The sequence below is a fragment of the Pseudoxanthomonas mexicana genome, assembly GCF_010093385.1.
GTDB lineage: Bacteria > Pseudomonadota > Gammaproteobacteria > Xanthomonadales > Xanthomonadaceae > Pseudoxanthomonas_A > Pseudoxanthomonas_A mexicana.
The window spans coordinates 1-19,091 of sequence record NZ_PDWV01000066.1; the positions used below are offsets into that span (position 1 = coordinate 1).

23 protein-coding genes are annotated in these 19,091 nt (G+C 68.8%); 15 read left to right on the forward strand and 8 right to left on the reverse strand.

What is annotated here, in order from left to right; genetic code table 11:
- Positions 1–18 precede the first annotated feature (18 nt).
- The 7 genes from ppk1 to CSC76_RS16905 all read left to right on the forward strand — a co-directional run bounded on the left by ppk1 (position 19) and on the right by CSC76_RS16905 (position 6,611).
- Positions 19–2,058, forward strand: coding sequence for a polyphosphate kinase 1 (ppk1, locus tag CSC76_RS16875; RefSeq protein ID WP_162111154.1), 2,040 nt, complete (start codon positions 19–21; stop codon positions 2,056–2,058).
- A gap of 86 nt (positions 2,059–2,144) precedes the next feature.
- Complete coding sequence (gene ppx / locus CSC76_RS16880) at positions 2,145–3,665, forward strand: exopolyphosphatase (RefSeq protein WP_202923559.1); 1,521 nt, start codon at positions 2,145–2,147, stop codon at positions 3,663–3,665.
- A gap of 115 nt (positions 3,666–3,780) precedes the next feature.
- The gene (locus CSC76_RS16885) at positions 3,781–4,749 is read left to right on the forward strand and encodes an aldo/keto reductase (RefSeq protein ID WP_162111134.1); all 969 of its coding nucleotides are present in this window, start codon (positions 3,781–3,783) and stop codon (positions 4,747–4,749) included.
- Between the two features lie 80 nt (positions 4,750–4,829).
- Positions 4,830–5,195 carry a cupin domain-containing protein gene (locus tag CSC76_RS16890; RefSeq protein WP_162111135.1) on the forward strand — a complete coding sequence of 122 codons (366 nt, stop codon included), beginning with the start codon at positions 4,830–4,832 and terminating at the stop codon, positions 5,193–5,195.
- Positions 5,196–5,238: 43 nt separating this feature from the next.
- A complete protein-coding gene (locus CSC76_RS16895) occupies positions 5,239–5,646 on the forward strand; it encodes a YbjQ family protein (RefSeq protein WP_162111136.1) in 408 nt (135 codons plus the stop codon).
- Positions 5,647–5,654: 8 nt separating this feature from the next.
- Entirely contained in the window at positions 5,655–6,083 is a 429-nt protein-coding gene (locus CSC76_RS16900; protein ID WP_238395049.1) for a hypothetical protein, read from the forward strand.
- Between the two features lie 105 nt (positions 6,084–6,188).
- On the forward strand, positions 6,189–6,611 hold the full coding sequence (locus tag CSC76_RS16905; protein ID WP_162111138.1) for a hypothetical protein: 423 nt from the start codon (positions 6,189–6,191) through the stop codon (positions 6,609–6,611).
- 24 nt (positions 6,612–6,635) lie between these two features.
- Here the strand turns inward: CSC76_RS16905 and CSC76_RS16910 are convergent, their stop codons facing one another.
- The gene (locus tag CSC76_RS16910; RefSeq protein ID WP_202923558.1) at positions 6,636–6,860 is read right to left on the reverse strand and encodes a DUF2798 domain-containing protein; all 225 of its coding nucleotides are present in this window, start codon (positions 6,858–6,860) and stop codon (positions 6,636–6,638) included.
- A 25-nt stretch (positions 6,861–6,885) separates the two neighbouring features.
- Entirely contained in the window at positions 6,886–7,377 is a 492-nt protein-coding gene (locus tag CSC76_RS16915) for a DUF2938 domain-containing protein (RefSeq protein ID WP_162111139.1), read from the reverse strand.
- Positions 7,378–7,476: 99 nt separating this feature from the next.
- Here CSC76_RS16915 and CSC76_RS16920 point away from each other — a divergent pair, with 99 nt between their 5' ends.
- The 4 genes from CSC76_RS16920 (at position 7,477) to CSC76_RS16935 (ending at position 10,371) form a co-directional block, all read left to right on the forward strand.
- Positions 7,477–7,932, forward strand: a complete 456-nt coding sequence (locus CSC76_RS16920) for a helix-turn-helix domain-containing protein (RefSeq protein WP_162111140.1) — start codon at positions 7,477–7,479, stop codon at positions 7,930–7,932.
- 41 nt (positions 7,933–7,973) lie between these two features.
- Positions 7,974–8,609 (forward strand): hypothetical protein, encoded by a 636-nt coding sequence (locus tag CSC76_RS16925; RefSeq protein ID WP_162111141.1) that lies wholly within the window; start codon positions 7,974–7,976, stop codon positions 8,607–8,609.
- 87 nt (positions 8,610–8,696) lie between these two features.
- Positions 8,697–9,842, forward strand: coding sequence for a glycosyltransferase family 4 protein (locus CSC76_RS16930; RefSeq protein WP_162111142.1), 1,146 nt, complete (start codon positions 8,697–8,699; stop codon positions 9,840–9,842).
- Positions 9,820–10,371 carry a phosphatase PAP2 family protein gene (locus CSC76_RS16935; protein WP_162111143.1) on the forward strand — a complete coding sequence of 184 codons (552 nt, stop codon included), beginning with the start codon at positions 9,820–9,822 and terminating at the stop codon, positions 10,369–10,371. The genes CSC76_RS16930 and CSC76_RS16935 overlap by 23 nt, the downstream gene beginning before the upstream one ends.
- A gap of 104 nt (positions 10,372–10,475) precedes the next feature.
- Here CSC76_RS16935 and CSC76_RS16940 read toward each other — a convergent pair whose 3' ends face one another.
- From CSC76_RS16940 to creB, 6 genes are all read right to left on the reverse strand, one after another.
- Positions 10,476–11,357, reverse strand: coding sequence for a carbon-nitrogen hydrolase family protein (locus CSC76_RS16940; RefSeq protein WP_162111144.1), 882 nt, complete (start codon positions 11,355–11,357; stop codon positions 10,476–10,478).
- Complete coding sequence (locus tag CSC76_RS16945) at positions 11,354–11,959, reverse strand: GNAT family N-acetyltransferase (RefSeq protein ID WP_162111145.1); 606 nt, start codon at positions 11,957–11,959, stop codon at positions 11,354–11,356. Before CSC76_RS16945 ends, CSC76_RS16940 begins: the two co-directional genes overlap by 4 nt.
- 58 nt (positions 11,960–12,017) lie before the next feature.
- Positions 12,018–12,443, reverse strand: coding sequence for a hypothetical protein (locus tag CSC76_RS16950; protein WP_162111146.1), 426 nt, complete (start codon positions 12,441–12,443; stop codon positions 12,018–12,020).
- Positions 12,444–12,450: 7 nt separating this feature from the next.
- Complete coding sequence (gene creD / locus CSC76_RS16955) at positions 12,451–13,824, reverse strand: cell envelope integrity protein CreD (protein ID WP_162111147.1); 1,374 nt, start codon at positions 13,822–13,824, stop codon at positions 12,451–12,453.
- 90 nt (positions 13,825–13,914) lie between these two features.
- Positions 13,915–15,354, reverse strand: coding sequence for a two-component system sensor histidine kinase CreC (gene creC, locus CSC76_RS16960; RefSeq protein ID WP_162111148.1), 1,440 nt, complete (start codon positions 15,352–15,354; stop codon positions 13,915–13,917).
- Positions 15,355–15,357: 3 nt separating this feature from the next.
- Positions 15,358–16,050, reverse strand: a complete 693-nt coding sequence (gene creB, locus CSC76_RS16965; RefSeq protein WP_162111149.1) for a two-component system response regulator CreB — start codon at positions 16,048–16,050, stop codon at positions 15,358–15,360.
- A 25-nt stretch (positions 16,051–16,075) separates the two neighbouring features.
- Here creB and CSC76_RS16970 point away from each other — a divergent pair, with 25 nt between their 5' ends.
- From CSC76_RS16970 to CSC76_RS16985, 4 genes are all read left to right on the forward strand, one after another.
- Entirely contained in the window at positions 16,076–16,933 is an 858-nt protein-coding gene (locus CSC76_RS16970) for a 23S rRNA (adenine(2030)-N(6))-methyltransferase RlmJ (RefSeq protein WP_162111150.1), read from the forward strand.
- Positions 16,934–17,011: 78 nt separating this feature from the next.
- The gene (locus CSC76_RS16975) at positions 17,012–17,962 is read left to right on the forward strand and encodes a DUF808 domain-containing protein (protein ID WP_162111151.1); all 951 of its coding nucleotides are present in this window, start codon (positions 17,012–17,014) and stop codon (positions 17,960–17,962) included.
- A gap of 55 nt (positions 17,963–18,017) precedes the next feature.
- Positions 18,018–18,566, forward strand: coding sequence for a GNAT family N-acetyltransferase (locus CSC76_RS16980; RefSeq protein WP_162111152.1), 549 nt, complete (start codon positions 18,018–18,020; stop codon positions 18,564–18,566).
- 90 nt (positions 18,567–18,656) lie between these two features.
- Complete coding sequence (locus CSC76_RS16985) at positions 18,657–18,929, forward strand: DUF4242 domain-containing protein (protein WP_162111153.1); 273 nt, start codon at positions 18,657–18,659, stop codon at positions 18,927–18,929.
- The last annotated feature ends 162 nt before the right edge of the window (positions 18,930–19,091 follow it).

Consider the following 19,091-nt stretch of genomic DNA (forward strand, 5'->3'; position numbering starts at 1 on the left):
GCCCCCACCACCGACGACGTGCTGCGTGACCCCGCGTTGTACCTGAACCGCGAACTGTCGCAGCTGGACTTCAATTTCCGCGTGCTGGCCCAGGCGCAGGATCCATCCGTGCCGCTGCTGGAGCGGCTGCGCTTCCTGTGCATCTCCTGCACCAACCTGGACGAGTTCTTCGAGATCCGCGCCGCCACGGTGCGCCACGCGCTGGATTTCGGCCTGCCGCCGGGCGCGGACGGCATGAGCCCGGCGACCGTGCTCAACCGGATCCACGACCGCGCCGCCGAGCTGGTGGATGCGCAGTACAAGTGCTGGAACGAAGTGCTGCGCCCCGGGCTGGCCGAGGCGGGCGTACGCGTGTTCGGCCGCGACAGCTGGAACGCGCGGCAGACCCGCTGGCTGCGCGCGTACTTCCGCAACGAGATCATGCCGGTGCTGTCGCCGCTGGGCCTGGACCCGGCGCATCCGTTCCCGAAGATCCTTAACAAGTCGCTCAACATCGTGGTGGTACTGAAGGGCAAGGACGCGTTCGGCCGCGCCGGCCACCTGGCCATCGTGCGCGCGCCGCGCTCGCTGCCGCGCATCATCCACATGCCCCAGCGCGTGTCCGGCGGCGAGAACGACTTCGTGCTGCTGTCCTCGGTGCTGTCGGTGTTCGTGGACGAGCTGTTCCCCGGCATGGAGGTCAAGGGCTCCTACCAGTTCCGCGTGACCCGCAACTCCGAGGTCGTCGTGGACGAAGAGGAAGTGGAGAACCTGGCGCTGGCGCTGCGCGACGAACTGGTCGGGCGCGGCTACCGGCCCGCCGTGCGGCTGGAGATCGCCCACGACTGCCCCAAGCCCATTGTGCGCACGCTGCTGCAGAACTTCGCCCTGCCCGACAACGCGGTGTACCCGATCAACGGACCGGTCAACCTCAACCGCGTCATCCAGGTCTACGACCTGGTGCAGCGTCCGGAACTGAAGTATCCCGCCTTCACGCCGCGCGCGCTGCGCGACAGCGACGCGATCTTCGAGAAAGTGGCCGACGGCGACGTACTGCTGCACCACCCGTTCGATTCGTTCGCGCCGGTGCACGAACTGATCAAGCAGGCCGCGGTCGATCCGGAGGTGCTGGCGATCAAGCAGACCCTGTACCGCACCGGCAAGGACTCGGCCATCGTCGACGCGCTGGTGCAGGCCGCACGCAACGGCAAGGACGTCACCGTGGTGGTGGAGCTGCGCGCGCGCTTCGACGAGGACGCCAACCTGGGCGTGGCCGACCGCCTGCAGGAGGCCGGCGCGCAGGTGGTCTACGGCGTGGTGGGCTACAAGACCCATGCCAAGATGCTGCTGATCGTGCGCCGCGAAGGCCGCAAGCTGCGCCGCTACGTGCACCTGGGCACGGGCAACTACCACAGCGGCACCGCCCGCGCGTACACCGACATCGGCCTGATCACCGCCGACCCGGACATCGGCAACGACGTGCACCTGCTGTTCCAGCAGCTGTCGGGACTGGCGCCCACCACCAAACTCAAGCGCCTGCTGCAGTCGCCCTTCACCCTGCATCCGGGCCTGATCAAGAAGATCGAACGCGAGGCCAGGCTGGCGAAGGCAGGCAAGCCGGCGCGCATCATCGCCAAGATCAATGCGATCAACGAGCCGCGCATCATCCGCGCGCTGTACGCCGCCTCGCAGGCGGGCGTGCGGATCGACCTGATCGTGCGCGGCGCCTGCGCCCTGCGCCCCGGCGTGCCGGGCATCTCCGACAACATCCGTGTGCGTTCCATCGTGGGGCGCTTTCTCGAGCACAGCCGCCTTTACTGGTTCGGCAACGACGGCGCGCCGGAGTTGTACTGCGCCAGCGCCGACTGGCTGGAACGCAATCTGCTGCATCGCGTGGAAACCTGCTTCCCCATCCTCGACAAGGATCTGGCGGCGCGCGTGTTCAAGGAAGGCCTGCAGAATTACCTGGACGACAACTGCAATGCCTGGGAACTGCAGGCCGACGGCCACTACGTCAAGCTCAGGCCGGGCGACGACCCGCCGCATTCGGCGCAGGGCACGCTGCTGGCCAAAGTATGATGCGACCGATCGCCGCCGCCATCGCCGCCGTGCATCGCACTGCAGCATTGCGCCACGCCATTGGCTAAACTGACCGCATGGCGCCCCTGACCTCCCCCACCTCCCCGCCGCTCCAGGACGGGGACCTGCTGGCCGCGATCGATCTGGGTTCCAACAGCTTCCACATGGTGGTGGCGCGCTCGATGCTGGGACAGTTGCGCGTGGTAGACCGCCTGCGCGAGACCGTGCGCATGGCCGACGGCCTGGACGGCAAGGGCGGCCTGTCCGCCGCGGCCCGCCAGCGCGCACTGGACTGCCTGTCCCGCTTCGGCCAGCGCATCCGCGACATCCCCGCCGCCCGCGTGCGCGCCCTGGCCACCAATACGGTGCGCCAGTTGCGCGAGCCACAGGAATTCCTGGCCGCGGCCGAAGCCGCGCTGGGCAAACCGATCGAAGTGGTCTCAGGCCGCGAGGAGGCGCGCCTGATCTACCTGGGCGTGGCGCACGCGCGGCCGCCGAAAGCGAACCAGCGCCGCCTGGTCATCGACATCGGCGGCGGCTCGACGGAATTCATCATCGGCCGCGGCTTCGAGACGCTGGAGCGCGAAAGCCTGCAGGCCGGCTGCATCGCCAGTACGCGCCGCTTCTTTCCCGGCGGCAAGCTCTCGCGCAAGCGCTGGAAGGAAGCGCTCACCGAGATCGGCGCCGAGTTCCAGCAGTTCGCCGGCCTGTACCGCAGCCTGGGGTGGCAGGAAGCCATCGGCTCGTCCGGCACCAACAAGGCCATCGGCGAGATCTGCGCGGCGATGAAGCTCACCAAGGGCGCGGTCACCGCCGAGGCGCTGCCGCAGGTGCGCGACAAGCTGCTGCAGGCCGATCGCATCGAGGACATCGACCTGCCCGGCCTGTCCAGCGACCGCCGTCCGATCATCGCCGGCGGCGTGCTGGTGCTGGAGGCCGCGTTCGAAGCGCTGGAGCTGCAGCGCCTGATGGTCAGCAAGGCGGCGATGCGCGAAGGCATCCTGTTCGACATGCTGGGCCGCGGCAGCGACAACGACCCGCGCGACCTGTCCACGGCGGCGCTGATGCAGCGCTACGGCATCGACGAGTTCCAGGCCGCGCGGGTGGAGGCCACCGCGATGCGTCTGTTCGAACAGGTGGAGCAGGACTGGGGCCTGGACGACGACGACGCGCGCATGCTGGGTTGGGCCGCGCGCCTGCACGAGATCGGCCTGGCCATCGCGCACAGCCAGTACCACGTGCACGGTGCCTATCTGTTGGAGCACTCCGACATCGAAGGCTTTTCCCGCCAAGAACAGCAGGTCCTGTCGGCGCTGGTGCGCACGCACCGCCGCGGCGTGCCGAAGAACGCGTTCGACGCCCTGCCCGACCGTCTGCTGCTCAGCGCCAAGCGCAAGGCCGCGCTGCTGCGCCTGGCCGTGCTGCTGCACCGCTCGCACGACAACGAGGCCATTCCCCGCCTGGACCTGACCGCCAGCGGCGATCGCCTGGACCTGGTGGTCAGCAAGAAGTGGATCGATGCCCGCCCGCTGCTCCGCTCCGACCTGGTCGGCGAGCCGGAGGACATGCAGGGTCTGGGCGTGGCGTTCAAGCCGTTCGTGGCCTGACCGGTCGGCAGCTTCTTCTGCGGCGGACCGACGGCGCGTCCCGTGCCCCGCCATTCGCGACGGGGCGGGCACGGGGCTCTGGCATGATGCGTCCCTCACCCTGCCCGACGACACCATGAAGAGCTATCGCCTGGCCGATGACCTGACGGTTTCCCGCATCGGCTACGGCTGCATGCATCTGAGCCGCGCCTGGGATGCCTCGCCGATTACGACGGAGGAACGCCGCAACACGCAGCGGCTGGTCGAAACGGCGCTGGCCCACGGCATCACCCTGTTCGACCACGCCGACATCTATGCGCGCGGCAAGTCCGAACAGGTGTTCGGCGATGTGTTGCGCGCCTCGCCCGGGCTCCGTGCGAAGATGGTCCTGCAGTCGAAATGCGGCATCCGCTTCGCCGACGATCCGCCGGGCGCACCGCAGCGCTACGACTTCAGCTATGCGCATATCGTGGCCTCGGTCGAAGGCAGCCTGGCGCGCCTGGGCGTGGACCATCTGGATATCCTGCTGCTGCACCGCCCCGATCCGCTGGTGGAGCCGGACGAAGTGGCGCGCGCGTTCGATGCGCTGCACGCCAGCGGCAAGGTGCGGTACTTCGGCGTCAGCAATCACACACCCGGCCAGATCGACCTGCTGCGCCGGCACGTGCGCCAGCCGCTGGTGGCGAACCAGGTGGAGATCAGCCTGCTGCACCTGCCCTTGATCGACGACGGCGTGGTCGCCAACACCACCGGCCACGCTTACGCATCCGCGCGCGGCACGCTGGACCACGCACGCCTGCACGGCATCCGCCTGCAGGCCTGGTCGCCGCTGGCCGGCGGCAGGCTGGCCATGGCCTCTGGCTTCGCCGATCCGGTAGTCCGCGAAACCTCGACCCTCTTGCGGCAACGGGCCGAAGCGCACAGCGTGAGCCCCGAGGCGATCCAGCGGGCCGGGCTGCTGCGCCATCCCGCCGGTCTGCAGCCCATCGTCGGCACCACCGACCCCGTGCGGCTTGCGGCCTGCTGCGCGGCGGACGAGGTGCAGCTCTCGCGCGAGGAATGGTATGCGCTGTTCACCGCGGCGCGTGGTGGGCGCGTGCCGTAGAACGCGATGACCGGTGGCACGGGCGCGATGTCCTGTCCGCTGGCCATCATGGCTGCCCCCCCTCTTTGCAGGAGTTCTCCATGCCGGATACCGCCATCAACCTCCAGGCCAAGCTGAGCGGCTTGTCGCAGCATTGGTCTCCCCGGGTCGTGGCCGAGATGAACGACTACCAGTTCAAGCTTGCCAAGATCCTGGGCGAGTTCGTGTGGCATGCGCATGAAGAGACGGACGAAGTCTTCATCGTGCTGTCGGGCGAGATGACGCTCGAGTTCCGGGACCGGGTCGTGCCCTTGGCCACCGGCGAGATGTACGTGGTACCCCGGGGCGTCGAGCACCGGCCCGTCGCCCGCGAAGAATGCAGCATCATGCTGGTCGAGCCCCACGGCGTGATCAATACCGGCGACGCCGGTGGTGCCTACACCGCCCCCAACGATGTCTGGATCTGACTTCCCATCCCCTGCCACGCCACACCAACCTGCCGGGTACCCCATGACGGATCCCTACAACTCATCCCCCGCGTACGCGCCCGCCCCGGAGGCATCCGGAGCAGGGATGCCACCCCTGAACGACGCGATGGTGACGACCGCGCTGGAACTTCCCGGCTACCGTATTCGCCGCAACCTGGGCATGGTGCGCGGCATCACCGTGCGGTCGCGATCGATCGTGGGCAACTTCCTCGGCGGCCTGCAGTCGTTGTTCGGCGGCAACATCACCATCTACACCGAACTGTGCGAGCAGGCGCGCGACGAGACCTATCGCGACATGCTCCAGCATGCCCGCCAACTGGGCGCCAACGCGATCATCGCCGTGCGCTACGACGCCACCGACGTGATGGCCGGCCTGACCGAGGTGCTGTGCTACGGCACGGCAGTGGTGGTCGAACCGCAGGACGGCTGAACCCGATGATGCCGATGAAGCGCATGCGTCCGTGGTTGCGCAGGCTCGTGCTGGCCGGCCTGATCCTGGCGGCGTATCCGGTGTTCGTGCTGACGTATACGTGGTCCCATGTCCTGCAAAGCCCGCTCCCGGGCGGCCGACACGGCCCGTTGGATGCCTACCGGCACACGCTCGCCAGCGCCGTCGTGGCCTATACGTTTGACGCGCGCGCCATCGACCTGGTCAACGGCGTGATGGAGCGGCGCGGCAGACGCTCCAACGCTATGGACATCCACAACAACCTGATTGGCGCCGGCATCGGCTCGCGCGCCGCCCGCTTCTCGGACATCGAACCGATGGTGGCCCGCAGCGTGGCAACGGGCCGGATCGATGCCCCTTCGCCGAACCAGACCACGTGGTTACCGCCGGGCGACTGGGAAGAGGGGTTTGCGTGGTGAGGAAGCTGCCCGGTGCCAACGGGCACTGAGGCTCCGCTATAGTCGCTCTAACACGGCCGGCCCCACGCCGACCGGCAATCCCTCGCATCCCTGCCGGAGGTTGTCATGAAGCGTGTGTTCCGCTTGATCCTGGCGGTCATCGCCGGGCTGGTCGTCGGTAGTCTCGTCAACATGGCGCTGGGGATGCTCAGCGCACACGTCATTCCGCCCCCGGCCGGCGTCGACACCGCCACCACCGAGGGCCTGAAGGCGGCGATGCCGCTGTTCGAGCCGAAGCACTTCCTGTTCCCGTTCCTGGCGCATGCGGTCGGCACGCTCGTCGGCGCCTTCATCGCCCCGCTGGCCACCCCTGAGCGGACCTGCGGCCCGGCCTGGGTGGTGGGCGCCTTCTTCCTGATCGGCGGCATCGCCGCCGTCGCCATGCTGCCTTCGCCGCTGTGGTTCAGCGGGGTGGACCTGGTATTCGCCTACCTGCCGATGGCCTGGCTGGGGCATCGGCTGGCAGCGCGCGGATATCGCACGCCCTGAGTACGGCGTCTCCGTGCAACGGACTCAGGCTGTCAGCCGGGCGACGATCCGGCGCACCCACGGTGCCAGCACGGTGACCGCGATGAAGGCTACCGGCCAAGTGGTGGCGCAGCTGCGTGCCCAGGCGGCCAGGAAACCCGGATGCAACCCCTGGTTGACCAGCAGCACGAACGCGGACACCAACGACACCATGATGGCGGAGAGCAGCGCACCGAACAGCAACGGTGCGAAACGGGCGGGAATACGCATGGAAGACTCCTTTGGGATAGGTGGATCAGACGGATAAGAAGGCCTGCAGCAGCAACGCCGACAGGTAGAGCCCCGCTCCGAACGCGAGGTGATTCAACAGGCTGTGCACGCGTGCGATGGCGGGGCGCGGCGCTCTGGACGCGGCGATGCCCGCCCCCATGCCCGGCTGCATCAGCAGGAACGGCGCGGCGACGGTGACCACACCGACCAGCAGCGCCGGCCCCGGCGTGGGATGACGCAGCCACGCGAGGCCCCAGACCAAGGGAACTAGTGCGGCAAAGAGCACGCCGGTGAGGTAGTGCATGCACCACCCCAGCATGCGTTCGCCGCGGACGGCACGACTCCGGGCGATCGCGTCATGGCGGAACCGGCCCGTGGGCATATGGCCCAGCCAACGCCCCACCAGCGCATAGTCGGGAGCCGGTACGCCGAAAAGGCGTCGACGCAGTACGCCCCACGCATCCATCGCGAGCGTGGCGCCGATGCCGATGAGTACCGTGCAGATCCAGGCAGGCATGTGGTTTTCCTCGTGCGAAGGTCCGGCACAGGCTTGTGCCGCTCGACCGTTGGGCGCACGATGCCACTTCAAGTCGACTTCAAGTCAAGCGAGAACACGATGGACATCGGCGAGGTCGCAAAAAGGGCCGGGGGGCCGGCGTCGGCCCTGCGCTACTACGAGCAGAGGGGCCTGATCGCATCGGACGGTCGACGCGGCCTGCGCCGCACCTTCGACCCCAATGTGCTGGAGCGTCTGGCCTTGATCGCGCTGGGGCAGACGGCGGGGTTTTCCCTGGACGAGATCGCCGCGATGTTCGGTGCGGACGGACAACCAGACATCGACCGGGGCGCGCTGCGCGCCAAGGCGCGCGAACTGGACGTGATAATCCTGCGGCTGACCGCGATGCGAGATGGCTTGCGCCACGCCGCCGCGTGCCGGGCGCCCAGCCATCTCGAATGTCCGCGCTTCCTGGCCTTGCTCGGCGCGGCGCCTGCTGATGCGCGCGGAAGCAGGCAGGACAAGGGGGTGCGCCCGTACCTCGCCGGCAAGCGCCGACCTGTCGCGCGCAATTGAATGCTGCGGCATCCTTTATGCCCCAAGCAGGAGGCCGGACCATGGACGCCGCCACGTCATCGTACTTCCAGCGCGTCGACGCAGGCCTCTATGCCGATCATCCCGCGCTGGAGCTGAATCTGTTGAGCCGCGACGCTGCCCGCGCCCTAACGGCCGACCTGCACGGACATCCGGTGGTGGCGTTGCTCGACGGGTTGGTGCTCGACGATCCCGGCACGAGTAATCACCACGTGCTGCTGGGGTGCCCGCCGCTGAAGGAGCATGTGCTGTTCCTCGCCCACGATGAGGCGACCAGGGTGGTGTTTCCCTCGCTCGAGGCGTTCATGGCGGCGGCCGACGCAGCCTTGGCAGGCGGCATCGCGCTGCCCGAACTCCATCCGACCCACCCTCCAGTGCTCGCGGATCAGCCCGCGCTCGAGGCACTGCTCGAACGTTGCATCGGCCACGATGAGATCGAGGTGGCATTGGCACTGATCCCGTCGCTGGATCTGACCGGGCACGGCATGCTCGCTCGCTTGGCCACGCACGAGGATTTCTTCTTGGCGGAGGCCGTGGCGGACGAGATCGTGCGGCGGCCGGAGCCCGCGTTGGCGGCCATCGCTGCGCTGTGCGCGGCGCACGCGCATCCGCAGGCCAGCAGCGCAGGCCATCGCGCCTTGCGGGCCCTGGGCCGGTAAGGGAGCAGCGACGTCATCTAGCGGTAACCACACCGCAACACGCGCTACACACCACGGCCCCAGCATGCGCAAAACGTGGAGCCGCGCATGCGCTTTGCCATCGTCACCGAGACGTACCCGCCGGAAGTCAACGGCGTCGCCCTCACCGTGCAGGGGCTGGAAACCGGCCTGCGCCAGCGCGGGCACGCCGTGTCGCTGGTGCGGCCGCGACAGGCGATCGAATCGGAGGCGGCCGATGACACCCTGCTGGTGCGTGGCGCCCGCCTGCCGCGCTATCCCGGCCTGAAATTCGGCTTGCCGGCCACCCGGCGCCTGCTCGCGCTATGGAAGGAGTCCCCGCCGGATGCGATTTACGTGGCCACGGAAGGCCCTTTGGGTTGGTCGGCCGTGCGCGCGGCGCGCCGACTGGGCATTCCGGTGGCCACCGGCTTCCACACGCGCTTCGACGAATACATGCGCGACTATGGCGTGCGCTTCCTGCAGCACACCGCGCTGCGCTGGATGCGCCGCTTCCACAACAGCGCGCAGGCCACGCTGGTGCCGACGCGCGAACTGGCGGACTTCCTGCGGGCGCAGGGCTTCCATCACGCCGTGCGCCTGGCGCGCGCGGTGGATGCGCAGCACTTCAGCCCGTCACGCCGCGACGAGGCGCTGCGCGCGCAGTGGGGCCTGGGCCCGGACGACCTGGCAGTGATCTACGTGGGCCGCATCGCGGCAGAGAAGAACCTGGACCTGTCGATCCGAGCCTTCGACGCCATCCGGCAGCAACATCCGACGGCGAGGTTCGTGTGGGTCGGCGACGGGCCGGTGCGCGACCGGCTGGCGCAGGAACATCGGGACTTCGTGTTCTGCGGTGTGCAGCGCGGCGAAGCGCTGGCACGCCACTTCGCCAGCGGCGATCTGTTCCTGTTTTCCAGCCACAGCGAAACCTTCGGCAACGTCACCCTGGAGGCCATGGCCAGCGGCGTGCCGACGGTGGCCTTCAACTACGGCGCCGCACGCGAGCACCTGGTCGATGGCGTGCACGGTGCGGCGGTGGAGGACGACGATGCATTCATGGCGGCTGCCCTGCGATTGGCCACCGACCCGGCAGTCCGCCGTGCGATGGGCGAAGCCGCCGTCGCCGCGATGCGCGCCCTGCGTCCCGAGCAGGTCGCGGCCGATTTCGATGCCCTGCTGACCGACCTCGCCCTGACCCGGAGAAGCCACCATGCGTCCATCGCCACCGCGTAATGCCTTCATCGGCCAGGATGCCGGCTGGTGCCTGCGCGCCAACCGCTGGGGCGAATGGCGCGGCGTGCGCCACTTTTTCGCGGTCGTCAGCCGGTTGGGCGACGGCGTGTTCTGGTATGTGCTGATGGCAGCACTGATCGTCGTGGACGGCTTGGACGGCCTCGCCGCCTCCGCGCACCTGGCCGCCACCGGGGTGATCGCGCTGACGCTGTACAAGGGGCTGAAGCGCGGGACGCGCCGGCCGCGCCCGTTCGCCTCCGATGTGCGCATCCGCGCCTGGATCGCACCGCTGGACGAATTCAGCTTCCCGTCCGGACACACGTTGCATGCGGTGGCCTTCACCCTGGTGGCGCTGGCGCACTACCCCGGACTGGCACCGCTGCTGATTCCCTTCGCTGCCTGCGTGGCCGCGTCGCGCGTGGTGCTGGGCCTGCACTACCCCAGCGATGTACTGGCAGCGACCGTCATCGGCTCGGCCCTGGCCGGGCTGTCGATCTGGCTCGTGCCCGGCGTCAGCCTGCTGGGATAAGGCGAGCGGCGCTGCCAGGCCGTCTGGAAACCGCGCAGGCAGCGCACCCGCAATACGGATAAGGCGCCGGGGATGTCCGAAAAGCGTCGCGTGCGAGGGCGCTGCTACAACGCTTGAAGCTTGGCGCGTGCGAGGGCGGGCTTCAGCTGGCCCATCCAGTCGCGATCGTTGGCCACCTGCGCGTCGGCCCGGCTGCGGTCGAGCGTATCGAGGTCCAGGTCGGCGATCGCCCACGCCTGGTTGCCCACTGTTTGCGCCACCACGCCGTCGGCGGGCAAGCCACGGTCCATCGGCGCGAAGATCGCGGCCTCGCCCGTGTTGATGTCCAGCGCGGGGCTCCAAGGCGCTTCGCCCGCCGTCACCGACTGCGCCACGAACATGCGGTTCTCCAGCGCGCGCGCCAGGCACCCCACGCGCACGCGGGTCGCGCCGGCATCGGTGTCGGTGCAACTGGGTACCAGCAGCAGGCGCGCGCCAGCTTCGGCCTGCGCACGTACCGGCAGCGGGAATTCACTGTCGTAGCAGACGACCACGCCAGTGCGCACGCCATCCAGGTCGAACACCTTCAGCGCCGCGCCGCCCTCGATCACGCCGAGGCCTTTTTCGAATCCGGTGAGCTGCAGCTTGTCCTGCCAGAGGTGCGCGCCCTGCGGCGTGAACACGTCGCAGCGGTTGCGATAGCGGCCATTACCCTGCGCCAGCAGGAAGGTACCGGCCACGACATACATGTCCAGCGACGCCGCCAGCCGCGCATACAACGCCAGCCAGTCGTCCCGATGGCGCTGGATCGCGGCCAGCGAGGCATGCAGGTCGGCCTGGGTGCCGGCGTCGAAGGTGGCGGCCAGTTCCAGCGACAGGTATTCCGGCAACACGGCGACGCGCGTGCCCTGCGCGGCGGCCGCGCCCAGCACGGCGGCCTGGCGTTCGGCGAATACAGCGAAATCCGCGGGCGCCTGGATCGGATACTTCGCGACAGCGACTTTCATCGCGCGGTCTCCAGCGGGCGCAACCAGAACGTCAGCGCATGGTCGACTTCCCCCTGGCCGATCTCGTTCCATGGCAGACGCATCGTCATGCCGGGGCGCCGCTCATAACCGCGCTTGCGCCAGAACACCTCGTTGCCGCGATGATCCGCCGGCCTGCGCGGATCGTCATCGGCGCGATCCACCGCGCAGAACGCGGTCCAGGCGAAACGGCCCAGCGCGCGCGCATGCGCTTCGCGATGATCGAAGAACGCGTGGCCGATCCCGCATCCGCGGTACGCCGGCAACAACACGGATTCGCCGAAGTAGAAGACGTCCTCCGGATCGATGGCACCGTCGACGAACGGTTGGCGGAAGGCTTCGGTATCGTCAGCCAACGGCAGGCCGGTGGAGGCGCCGATCACTTCACCCTTCTCCACCGCCAGCACGAACACGCTTTCGGCCGAGCGCGCGTAGGCCCCCAGATACTCGCGTTCGTAATCGGCATCGCCTTCGTAGAGATAGGGCCAGTCGCGGAACACCGCCACGCGCAGGCGCGCGACATCATCCAGCCAGGGCGTGATTTCCGGCCCACGGAAGAGGCCGATGGTGTGCGCAGAGCTCATCCGTGAACTCTAGCGCACGCCACCGGCCGGGGCGAGGCAACCGCACGATGTCCCGTCGTTAGCGGGGCGCGGGGAATGCGTCGATTTGTTGCAGTCCGCGATCGTCCCAGACGTACACTGCGCAGGCCGCGGCAGGCAGCAGGCACAACGCCGCGCGGCCGTCCTCGCTGCGCGTGTCGAACCGCGGCGATGCGCCCTGACCCTGGTCCCGCCATGCGGTGTACGTCAGGGGATGCGTCCAGCGCCCCAGGCCTTCCCTGGCCTGGCGTGCGTCCTGCAGATAACCGGCCGCGCGCGATACCAGAGCGGCGATCGTCTGCGACGAAAGCCTGAAAAGCAGACATCCCCGGCGCCGATGCGCGAGCGGGACCAGCAGCATGGCCAGCGTGGCGTCGTCCATGGCCTCGACGATGACCGCATCGGTGCCGATCTTCTCGGGCAGCACGCGCCGTGCACGCCGATGCAGGGTGGCGGGATCGATCATGGAGGCCTCAGCGCAGTTCCGTGCCCAGCGCATACCAGTCCACCTTGCGGGTGACCCACATGATCGCGGCCAGGATGCCGAACAGCAGCAGCGACCCCATCAGCAGTGCGTTGTTCTCCGACTTCAGCAGGAGGTAGAGCACGCCGTACAGCGCCGTCAGCAGGGTCGCGAAGCCGGCGGCACGCAGCCAGCTCTTCAGTACGCCGGACAGGTAGAAGAACTGCAGTCCGATGCACGCGGCGGCGGACACCAGGTAGGCCTGCCAGAAGGCGATGTGCTCGGACAGGCTGAGCAGCAGCAGGAAGAAGACCGCCAGCGCCAGCCCGACCAGCAGGTACTGCAGGGGGTGGATCGGCAGGCGCTTGATCAGTTCGAACAGGGCGAAACCCACGAACGTCAGCACCACGAACAGGATGCCGTACTTGCTGGCCCGATCCACCTGCGTGTAAACGTCCACCGTATCCACCAGGCTGACCACCGCGCTGTCGATGGCGGTGTCGCCGCCGGCATCGCCTTCGAAGCCCTCCGGCGAGACGCGCAGCGAGGGCGCCTGGGTCAGTTTGCCGGATGCCGACTCCAGCTGGCTCTGCGCCGCACTGGCCAGCGACGACACCTGCCAGCGCGCGGTGAAGCCGCTCTGGTCCAGCGTCTTCGCGTTCGGCAGGAACCGGCCACCGAACAGCGGTTGCCGCCACGACGAACGGATCGCGATGTCGTTGCTGTCGGCGATGGGCGCGATGCCGAGGGTTTGCGTGCCCGCCAGCGCCATCTCCAGGTGCACGTTGCTGGCGGGCAAGGCCCCGCCCGGCGCATCCAGCAGCGCATGGACGCCCTCCATCCGCGACGCCATCGCGCCCGTGCCGGCGGCCAACGTGCGCGGCACGCCATCGACCAGCAGTGAGGGTGTGCCGACCAGCCCGCGCACGTCCGCCCTGCCGACCACCACGTAGGGCTGGCCGTAGATGCGTCCATCGGCCTGCGGCAACTGCAGCGGCGCGAAGCCCGCTTTCATGGCCGCCTTCCACTCGTACACGTTCACCGTGTACAGGCCGATGCGCCGCTCGCCCGGCTGCAGATGCCCGTCCACCGCCAGGGTCGCCGGACTCTGCAGCAGATAGCCCTCTTTCACGTCCCGGCGCACTTCGGGCTTGCCGTCCTCGTTCAGCGCGTTGACGAGGCGCTCCTCGCGCCACGGCACGACACGCAGCGGGCCCACGACCTGCTGTGCGCCGGCCATGCTCTGGGAAACGCGCACCTCGGCCATCGCGCGGTAACGCTCGCGGTCCTGGATGACGCCGCGGATCATCAGCAACGGAATGAGCAGCAGCAGGACCAGCCCGCCCACGGTGAGGAAACGCAACAGCAATTTCAGTGACTTCATGTCGATGCCCCGGTTGGATACGGGAAGCATCGTCACGCGGCCCGGTGCAACCGGCAGGGAGCGTGTTTGAAGGCTGTGTGAAGTCTCGTGTCAGACCGCCGGCAACGACAGCACGGCTTCTGCACCGCCCTCGGGCCGGTTGCGCAGCGAGGCTTCGCCGCCATGCAGGCGCATCACTTCGCGCACGAACGGCAGCCCCAGTCCCGAGCTGCGCTGGCCGCTGTCCGGGCGCGGCAGCGAATAGAAACGTTCGAACACGCGTTCGTGCGCGTAGTCCGGAATCCCCGGACCGCGGTCGCGCACGATGAAGCGCACCTGCCCGTCCGCCTGTTCGACGACCAGTTCCACCGAACCGTCCGGCGGCGAGAACGCAAGCGCGTTGTCCAGCAGATTGCCCAGGGCGCGGCGCAGCAGGAAGGCGTCGCCCTCCACCGCCCAGGTACCCGCGGGCGGCGCGCGGTGGATCCGCACGCCATGCGGGGTGAGCCTGGCATCGACGGCCTGCACCACCTGTTCCACCAGCGCGCCGGCATCGATGCGCTCGCGCCGCTGCAGCCAGCCGTGCTGTTCCACTTCCGCCAGCGCGAGCAGCTTGTCGATGGTCTCGGTGAGCCGCTGCTCCTGCGCCTGGATGTGGCGCGCGAAACGCTGGCGGTCCGCCTCCGGCAGCGGCTCCTGCAGCAGCTCGGCCGCACCGCGGATCGCGGCCAGCGGCGATTTCATCTCGTGGGTCAGCGACTGCACATACTGCTCCACGTAGGCCTTGCCGGCCAGCTTGCGGCGCATGGTCTCCAGCGCGCGTCCGAGGTCGCCGATCTCGTCGGCACGCGGCCGCGGCGGCGGCACCGGCTCGCCGGCGCTGACCGCCTGCGCGTAACGGTTCAGTCCGCCGATGCCGCGCACCAGCCACCACGTCATCAGCACGCCGATCAGCGCGGAGATGCCGATCAGCCAGGCACCGCGCAGCAGGATGCTGCGCTGGCTGGCGACGATGAAGGGCTCGATGCTGCGGTTGGGCTGCGACAGCGTCAGCACGCCCAGCAGCGTGCGGCGGTCGCCCGGGTCGTAGATGGGCGCGGCCACGTGCATCACGGTATGCGCGGTATCGCCCGGGGTTTCCGGACTGGAGCGGGCGCCGTACTCGCCGCGCAGCGTGCGGTAGACATCGTTCCAGCGCGAGTTGTCGCGGCCGACGTCGCGCCCCTGCGAGTCGAACACCACCGTGCCACGCGCATCGGTGACCGTTACCCGGTAATCGACCGAGCGCTTCTGGAACCGCCAAACCCAGGCCTTCGGGTCGCGCTGCTGGGCCAGCGCGACGTGGCGCGCGAACCCGCCGTCGGCGATGCGACCGGCCTTCAGGTCGTCGGCGGCCACTTCCGCCAGCAGGTTGGCCGCGTCCACCAGGGTGGACTCCATCGCCTGGCGCACACCGGGTTTCACTTCGTTGACGAACACGCGCATGACGAAGAACGCGGCGATGCCGACGATCAGGAAGAAGCCGAGCACGAGCTTCAGCCCCAGGCGCATGCATCAGGCCTCGACGGCGTAACCCAGTCCGCGATGGGTGCGGATCGGGTCGGGATCGGCCCCCGCCGCGCGCAGCTTGGCGCGCAGGGTCTTCACGTGGGTGTCGACGGTGCGGTCGGCGCTGTCGGCATCGCTGTCCCAGCCCCGGTCCATCAGCTGCGCGCGGCTGAGAATGGCGCCCGGGCGCTGCAGCAGCGCGTCCAGCACGGCGTATTCGTAGCGGGTCAGGTCGAGCAGCTGCTGCCGGTAGCGGATGCGGTGGCCTTCGCGGTCGATGGCGAACGCGCCGCGCGTGACCCAGGGGTCGGCGGACACCGGGGATGCGGCAGGTACCGCCCCCGCGCGGCGCAGACGTGCACGCACGCGGGCCACCAGTTCGCGGGGGGAAAAGGGCTTGGTGACATAGTCGTCGGCGCCCAACTCCAGCCCCAGCACGCGGTCGATCTCGTCGTTGCGGGCGGTCAGGAAGATCACCGGCACGTCGCTGAAGCCGCGCAGTTCGCGGCACACGTCGAACCCGCTGCCATCGGGCAGGCCCACGTCCAGCACCACCACATCAATGCCACCGGCGCGCACGCGCGGCGCCACCTCGCGTGCGAGCAGGCAGTGATCGGCTTCGATGCCTTCACTGCGCAGCGCATACAGCACGGCGTCGGCGATGGCGGCTTCGTCTTCGGCAATCAGTACGCGGGGCATGGCGCAAGCATATATGCTGCACGCCATGAATTACCGCCACGCCTTCCATGCAGGCAACCACGCCGACGTCCTCAAGCACATCGTGCTGCTGGCCCTGGTCGACGCGCTGAAGCGCAAGGACACGCCGTTCTTCGTGCTGGACACGCATGCCGGCCGCGGCCGCTACCTGCTGGGCGGGGCGGAGAGCCGCAAGACCTCCGAGGCGGACGAAGGGGTCTTCCGGCTGCTCGATGCGCCCCGCCTGCCGGCACTGGCCGAGTCCTACCTGCGCGCGGTGCAGGCGAACAACCCGGTCGGCGCGCTGGTGGCCTACCCCGGCTCGCCGTTGCTGGTCGCGCAGGCGATGCGGGCACAGGACCGGCTGGCCGCCTGCGAGCTGCAGCCGGAGGAAGCGGCCGCGTTGAAGGACCTGTTCGCCCACGACCCGCGCGTGGCCGTGCATGCCCGTGACGGCTACGGTGCGATGAAGGCATTGCTGCCACCGCGCGCCGGCACGCAGCGCATCGCCCGCGGGCTGGTGCTGATCGATCCGCCCTACGAGGCACAGGACGCCGAATACCCGCAGATCATCTCCGCACTGCGGGATGCGCTGGAACGCTGGCCGGCGGCGACCTATGCGGTCTGGTATCCGATCAAGCAGCGGCGCACCCTGCAGCCCTTCTTCCGCAAGGCGGCGGCGCTGCCGTCTAGGAGTGCGTTCGTGGCGGAACTGCAGGTGCGGCCCGACGACTCGCCCCTGCGCCTGACCGGCAGCGGCATGCTGGTCCTCAACCCTCCCTGGCAGCTGGACCAGGCGCTGGCGCCGGTATTGCCGGTGCTGGCCACCGCCCTGGGCGAAGCCGGCGCCAGCCAGCGGCTGGAGTGGCTGCGCCCACCCGCCTGACGGGTCTCCGCGTCACACGGCGCCGTCAGGGTGCTGTGCGAGAATTTCCCTCCCCTATCTGCCGACGACCCTTCTTCCATGGCCGGATCCAGCCTGTTCGCTCTGATCGACGACATCGCCACCCTGCTGGACGACGTGTCCGTGATGACGAAGGTGGCCGCGAAGAAGACCGCAGGCGTGCTGGGCGACGACCTGGCGCTCAATGCGCAGCAGGTGACCGGCGTGAAGGCCGACCGCGAGCTGCCTGTGGTGTGGGCGGTGGCCAAGGGCTCGATGGTCAACAAGGCCATCCTGGTGCCGGCCGCGCTGGCCATCAGCGCCCTGGAGACCTGGCTGCACGGACGCGGGTACAACATTCCGCTGGTGACACCGCTGATGATGCTGGGCGGCGCTTTCCTCTGCTTCGAGGGCGTGGAGAAGCTGGCCCACAAGTTCCTGCACAAGGGCGAGGACGAGCAGGCGCATGCCCAGCGGCTGGCCGCGGTGCAGGACGCCAAGGTCGACATGGTGGCGTTCGAGAAGGACAAGATCCGCGGCGCCATCCGCACGGACTTCATCCTGTCGGCCGAGATCATTGTGATCTCGCTCGGCACGCTGGGCGGGCGCACCTTCATCGAGCAGGTCATGACGCTGGTCGCCATCGCGGCGATCATGACCGTGGGTGTATACGGTCTGGTGGGCGGCATCGTGAAGCTGGACGACGCCGGCCTGGCGCTGACCGCCGACACGCGCGACAGCGGCTGGGCGCGCTTCAAGCGGGCCTTCGGGCGGGGCATCCTGTACAGCGCGCCCTACCTGATGAAATTCCTCTCCATCGCCGGCACCGCGGCGATGTTCCTGGTGGGCGGCGGCATCCTGGTACACAGCATCCCGACGCTTCACCACCTTATCCAGCCCTACACCCACGGCGGATGGGGCGTGCTGTGGGAAAACCTGTTCAACGCGGGCGTGGGCGTGGTGGCGGGCGCCGTCATCCTGGCGGTGGTGACCGCGGTCCAGCGCCTGCGCGGCAAACGCCACGCTGCCTGAACCGTGTGCCCTTCGACCCTCGCCGCCCCTCAGGATTTCATGCGAGCATCGCCCCATGACCGCGCCGAAACGCCTGCCTCCGTGGCATGAACACTTCCGCCTGCCCAGCGGGCGCGAACTGCTGATCCGCCCGATCCGTCCGGAAGATGCCGGCCCCATCCAGGGCGCCTTCGGCCTGCTGGGACCGGAAGAGATCCGCCACCGGTTCCTCTACGCCCTGAAGGAGCTGTCGCCGGAAATGGCGCAGCGCCTGACCCATCCCGACCCCAACACCGAGTTCGCCCTGGTCGCCGCCGAGCCGCTGCCCCCTGGCGAAGCGCTGGTCGGCGCGGTCGCGCGCGCGGCGCTGGTGCCGCGCACGCGCGACGCCGAGTTCGCCATCCTGGTGAGCCACTTCATCGCCGGCCAGGGCCTGGGCCGCCATCTGATGCGCAAGCTGGCCAAGTGGGCCCGCTCGAAGAAACTGGACCGTCTGTACGGCGACGTGCTGGACACCAACCTACCGATGCTTGCGCTGGCGCAGTCGCTGGGCTTCAAGCGGGTGCGCGAGGGCGACGGCTCGGGCCTGGTCCGCGTGGTGCTGGACCTCAACGAAGAGCCCTGACGCCGCCGACAGGCGGTCGGCCCGCGCCGGCCGCTCAACGCGTGTCAGCGGATGAGGACGTGGCCCCCGCCACCGTTCCGGGAGGTCGTCATGCCCCGTTACCTGATCGAACGCGACATCCAGGGCGCCGGCCTGATGACGCCCGCCGAGCTCAGATCCGTCTCGCAGACCTCCTGCCGCGTATTGGACGACCTGGGTCCGCAGATCCAGTGGGAGCACAGCTACGTCACCGACGACAGGATCTATTGCGTCTATCGCGCACCCAACGAGGACATCGTGCTGGAACACGCGCGCCGTGGCGGGTTACCCGTCGACCGCATTTCCGTCGTCGCCCAGGTGATCGACCCGCTGACTGCGGAATAATCCATTCCGGGGCCGTGAGCGGCCCTTGCGGGCCTGCTTGGTAAACTGCGCGTCCCTTCGCGCTGGGCGCCCCATGGTGTCCGGCGCTGCCGTTGTTTCGTGTACCTGTCTCTTATACACCTCGGACGCTGCCGACGATCTTACGCGTGTGGATTTGGAGGT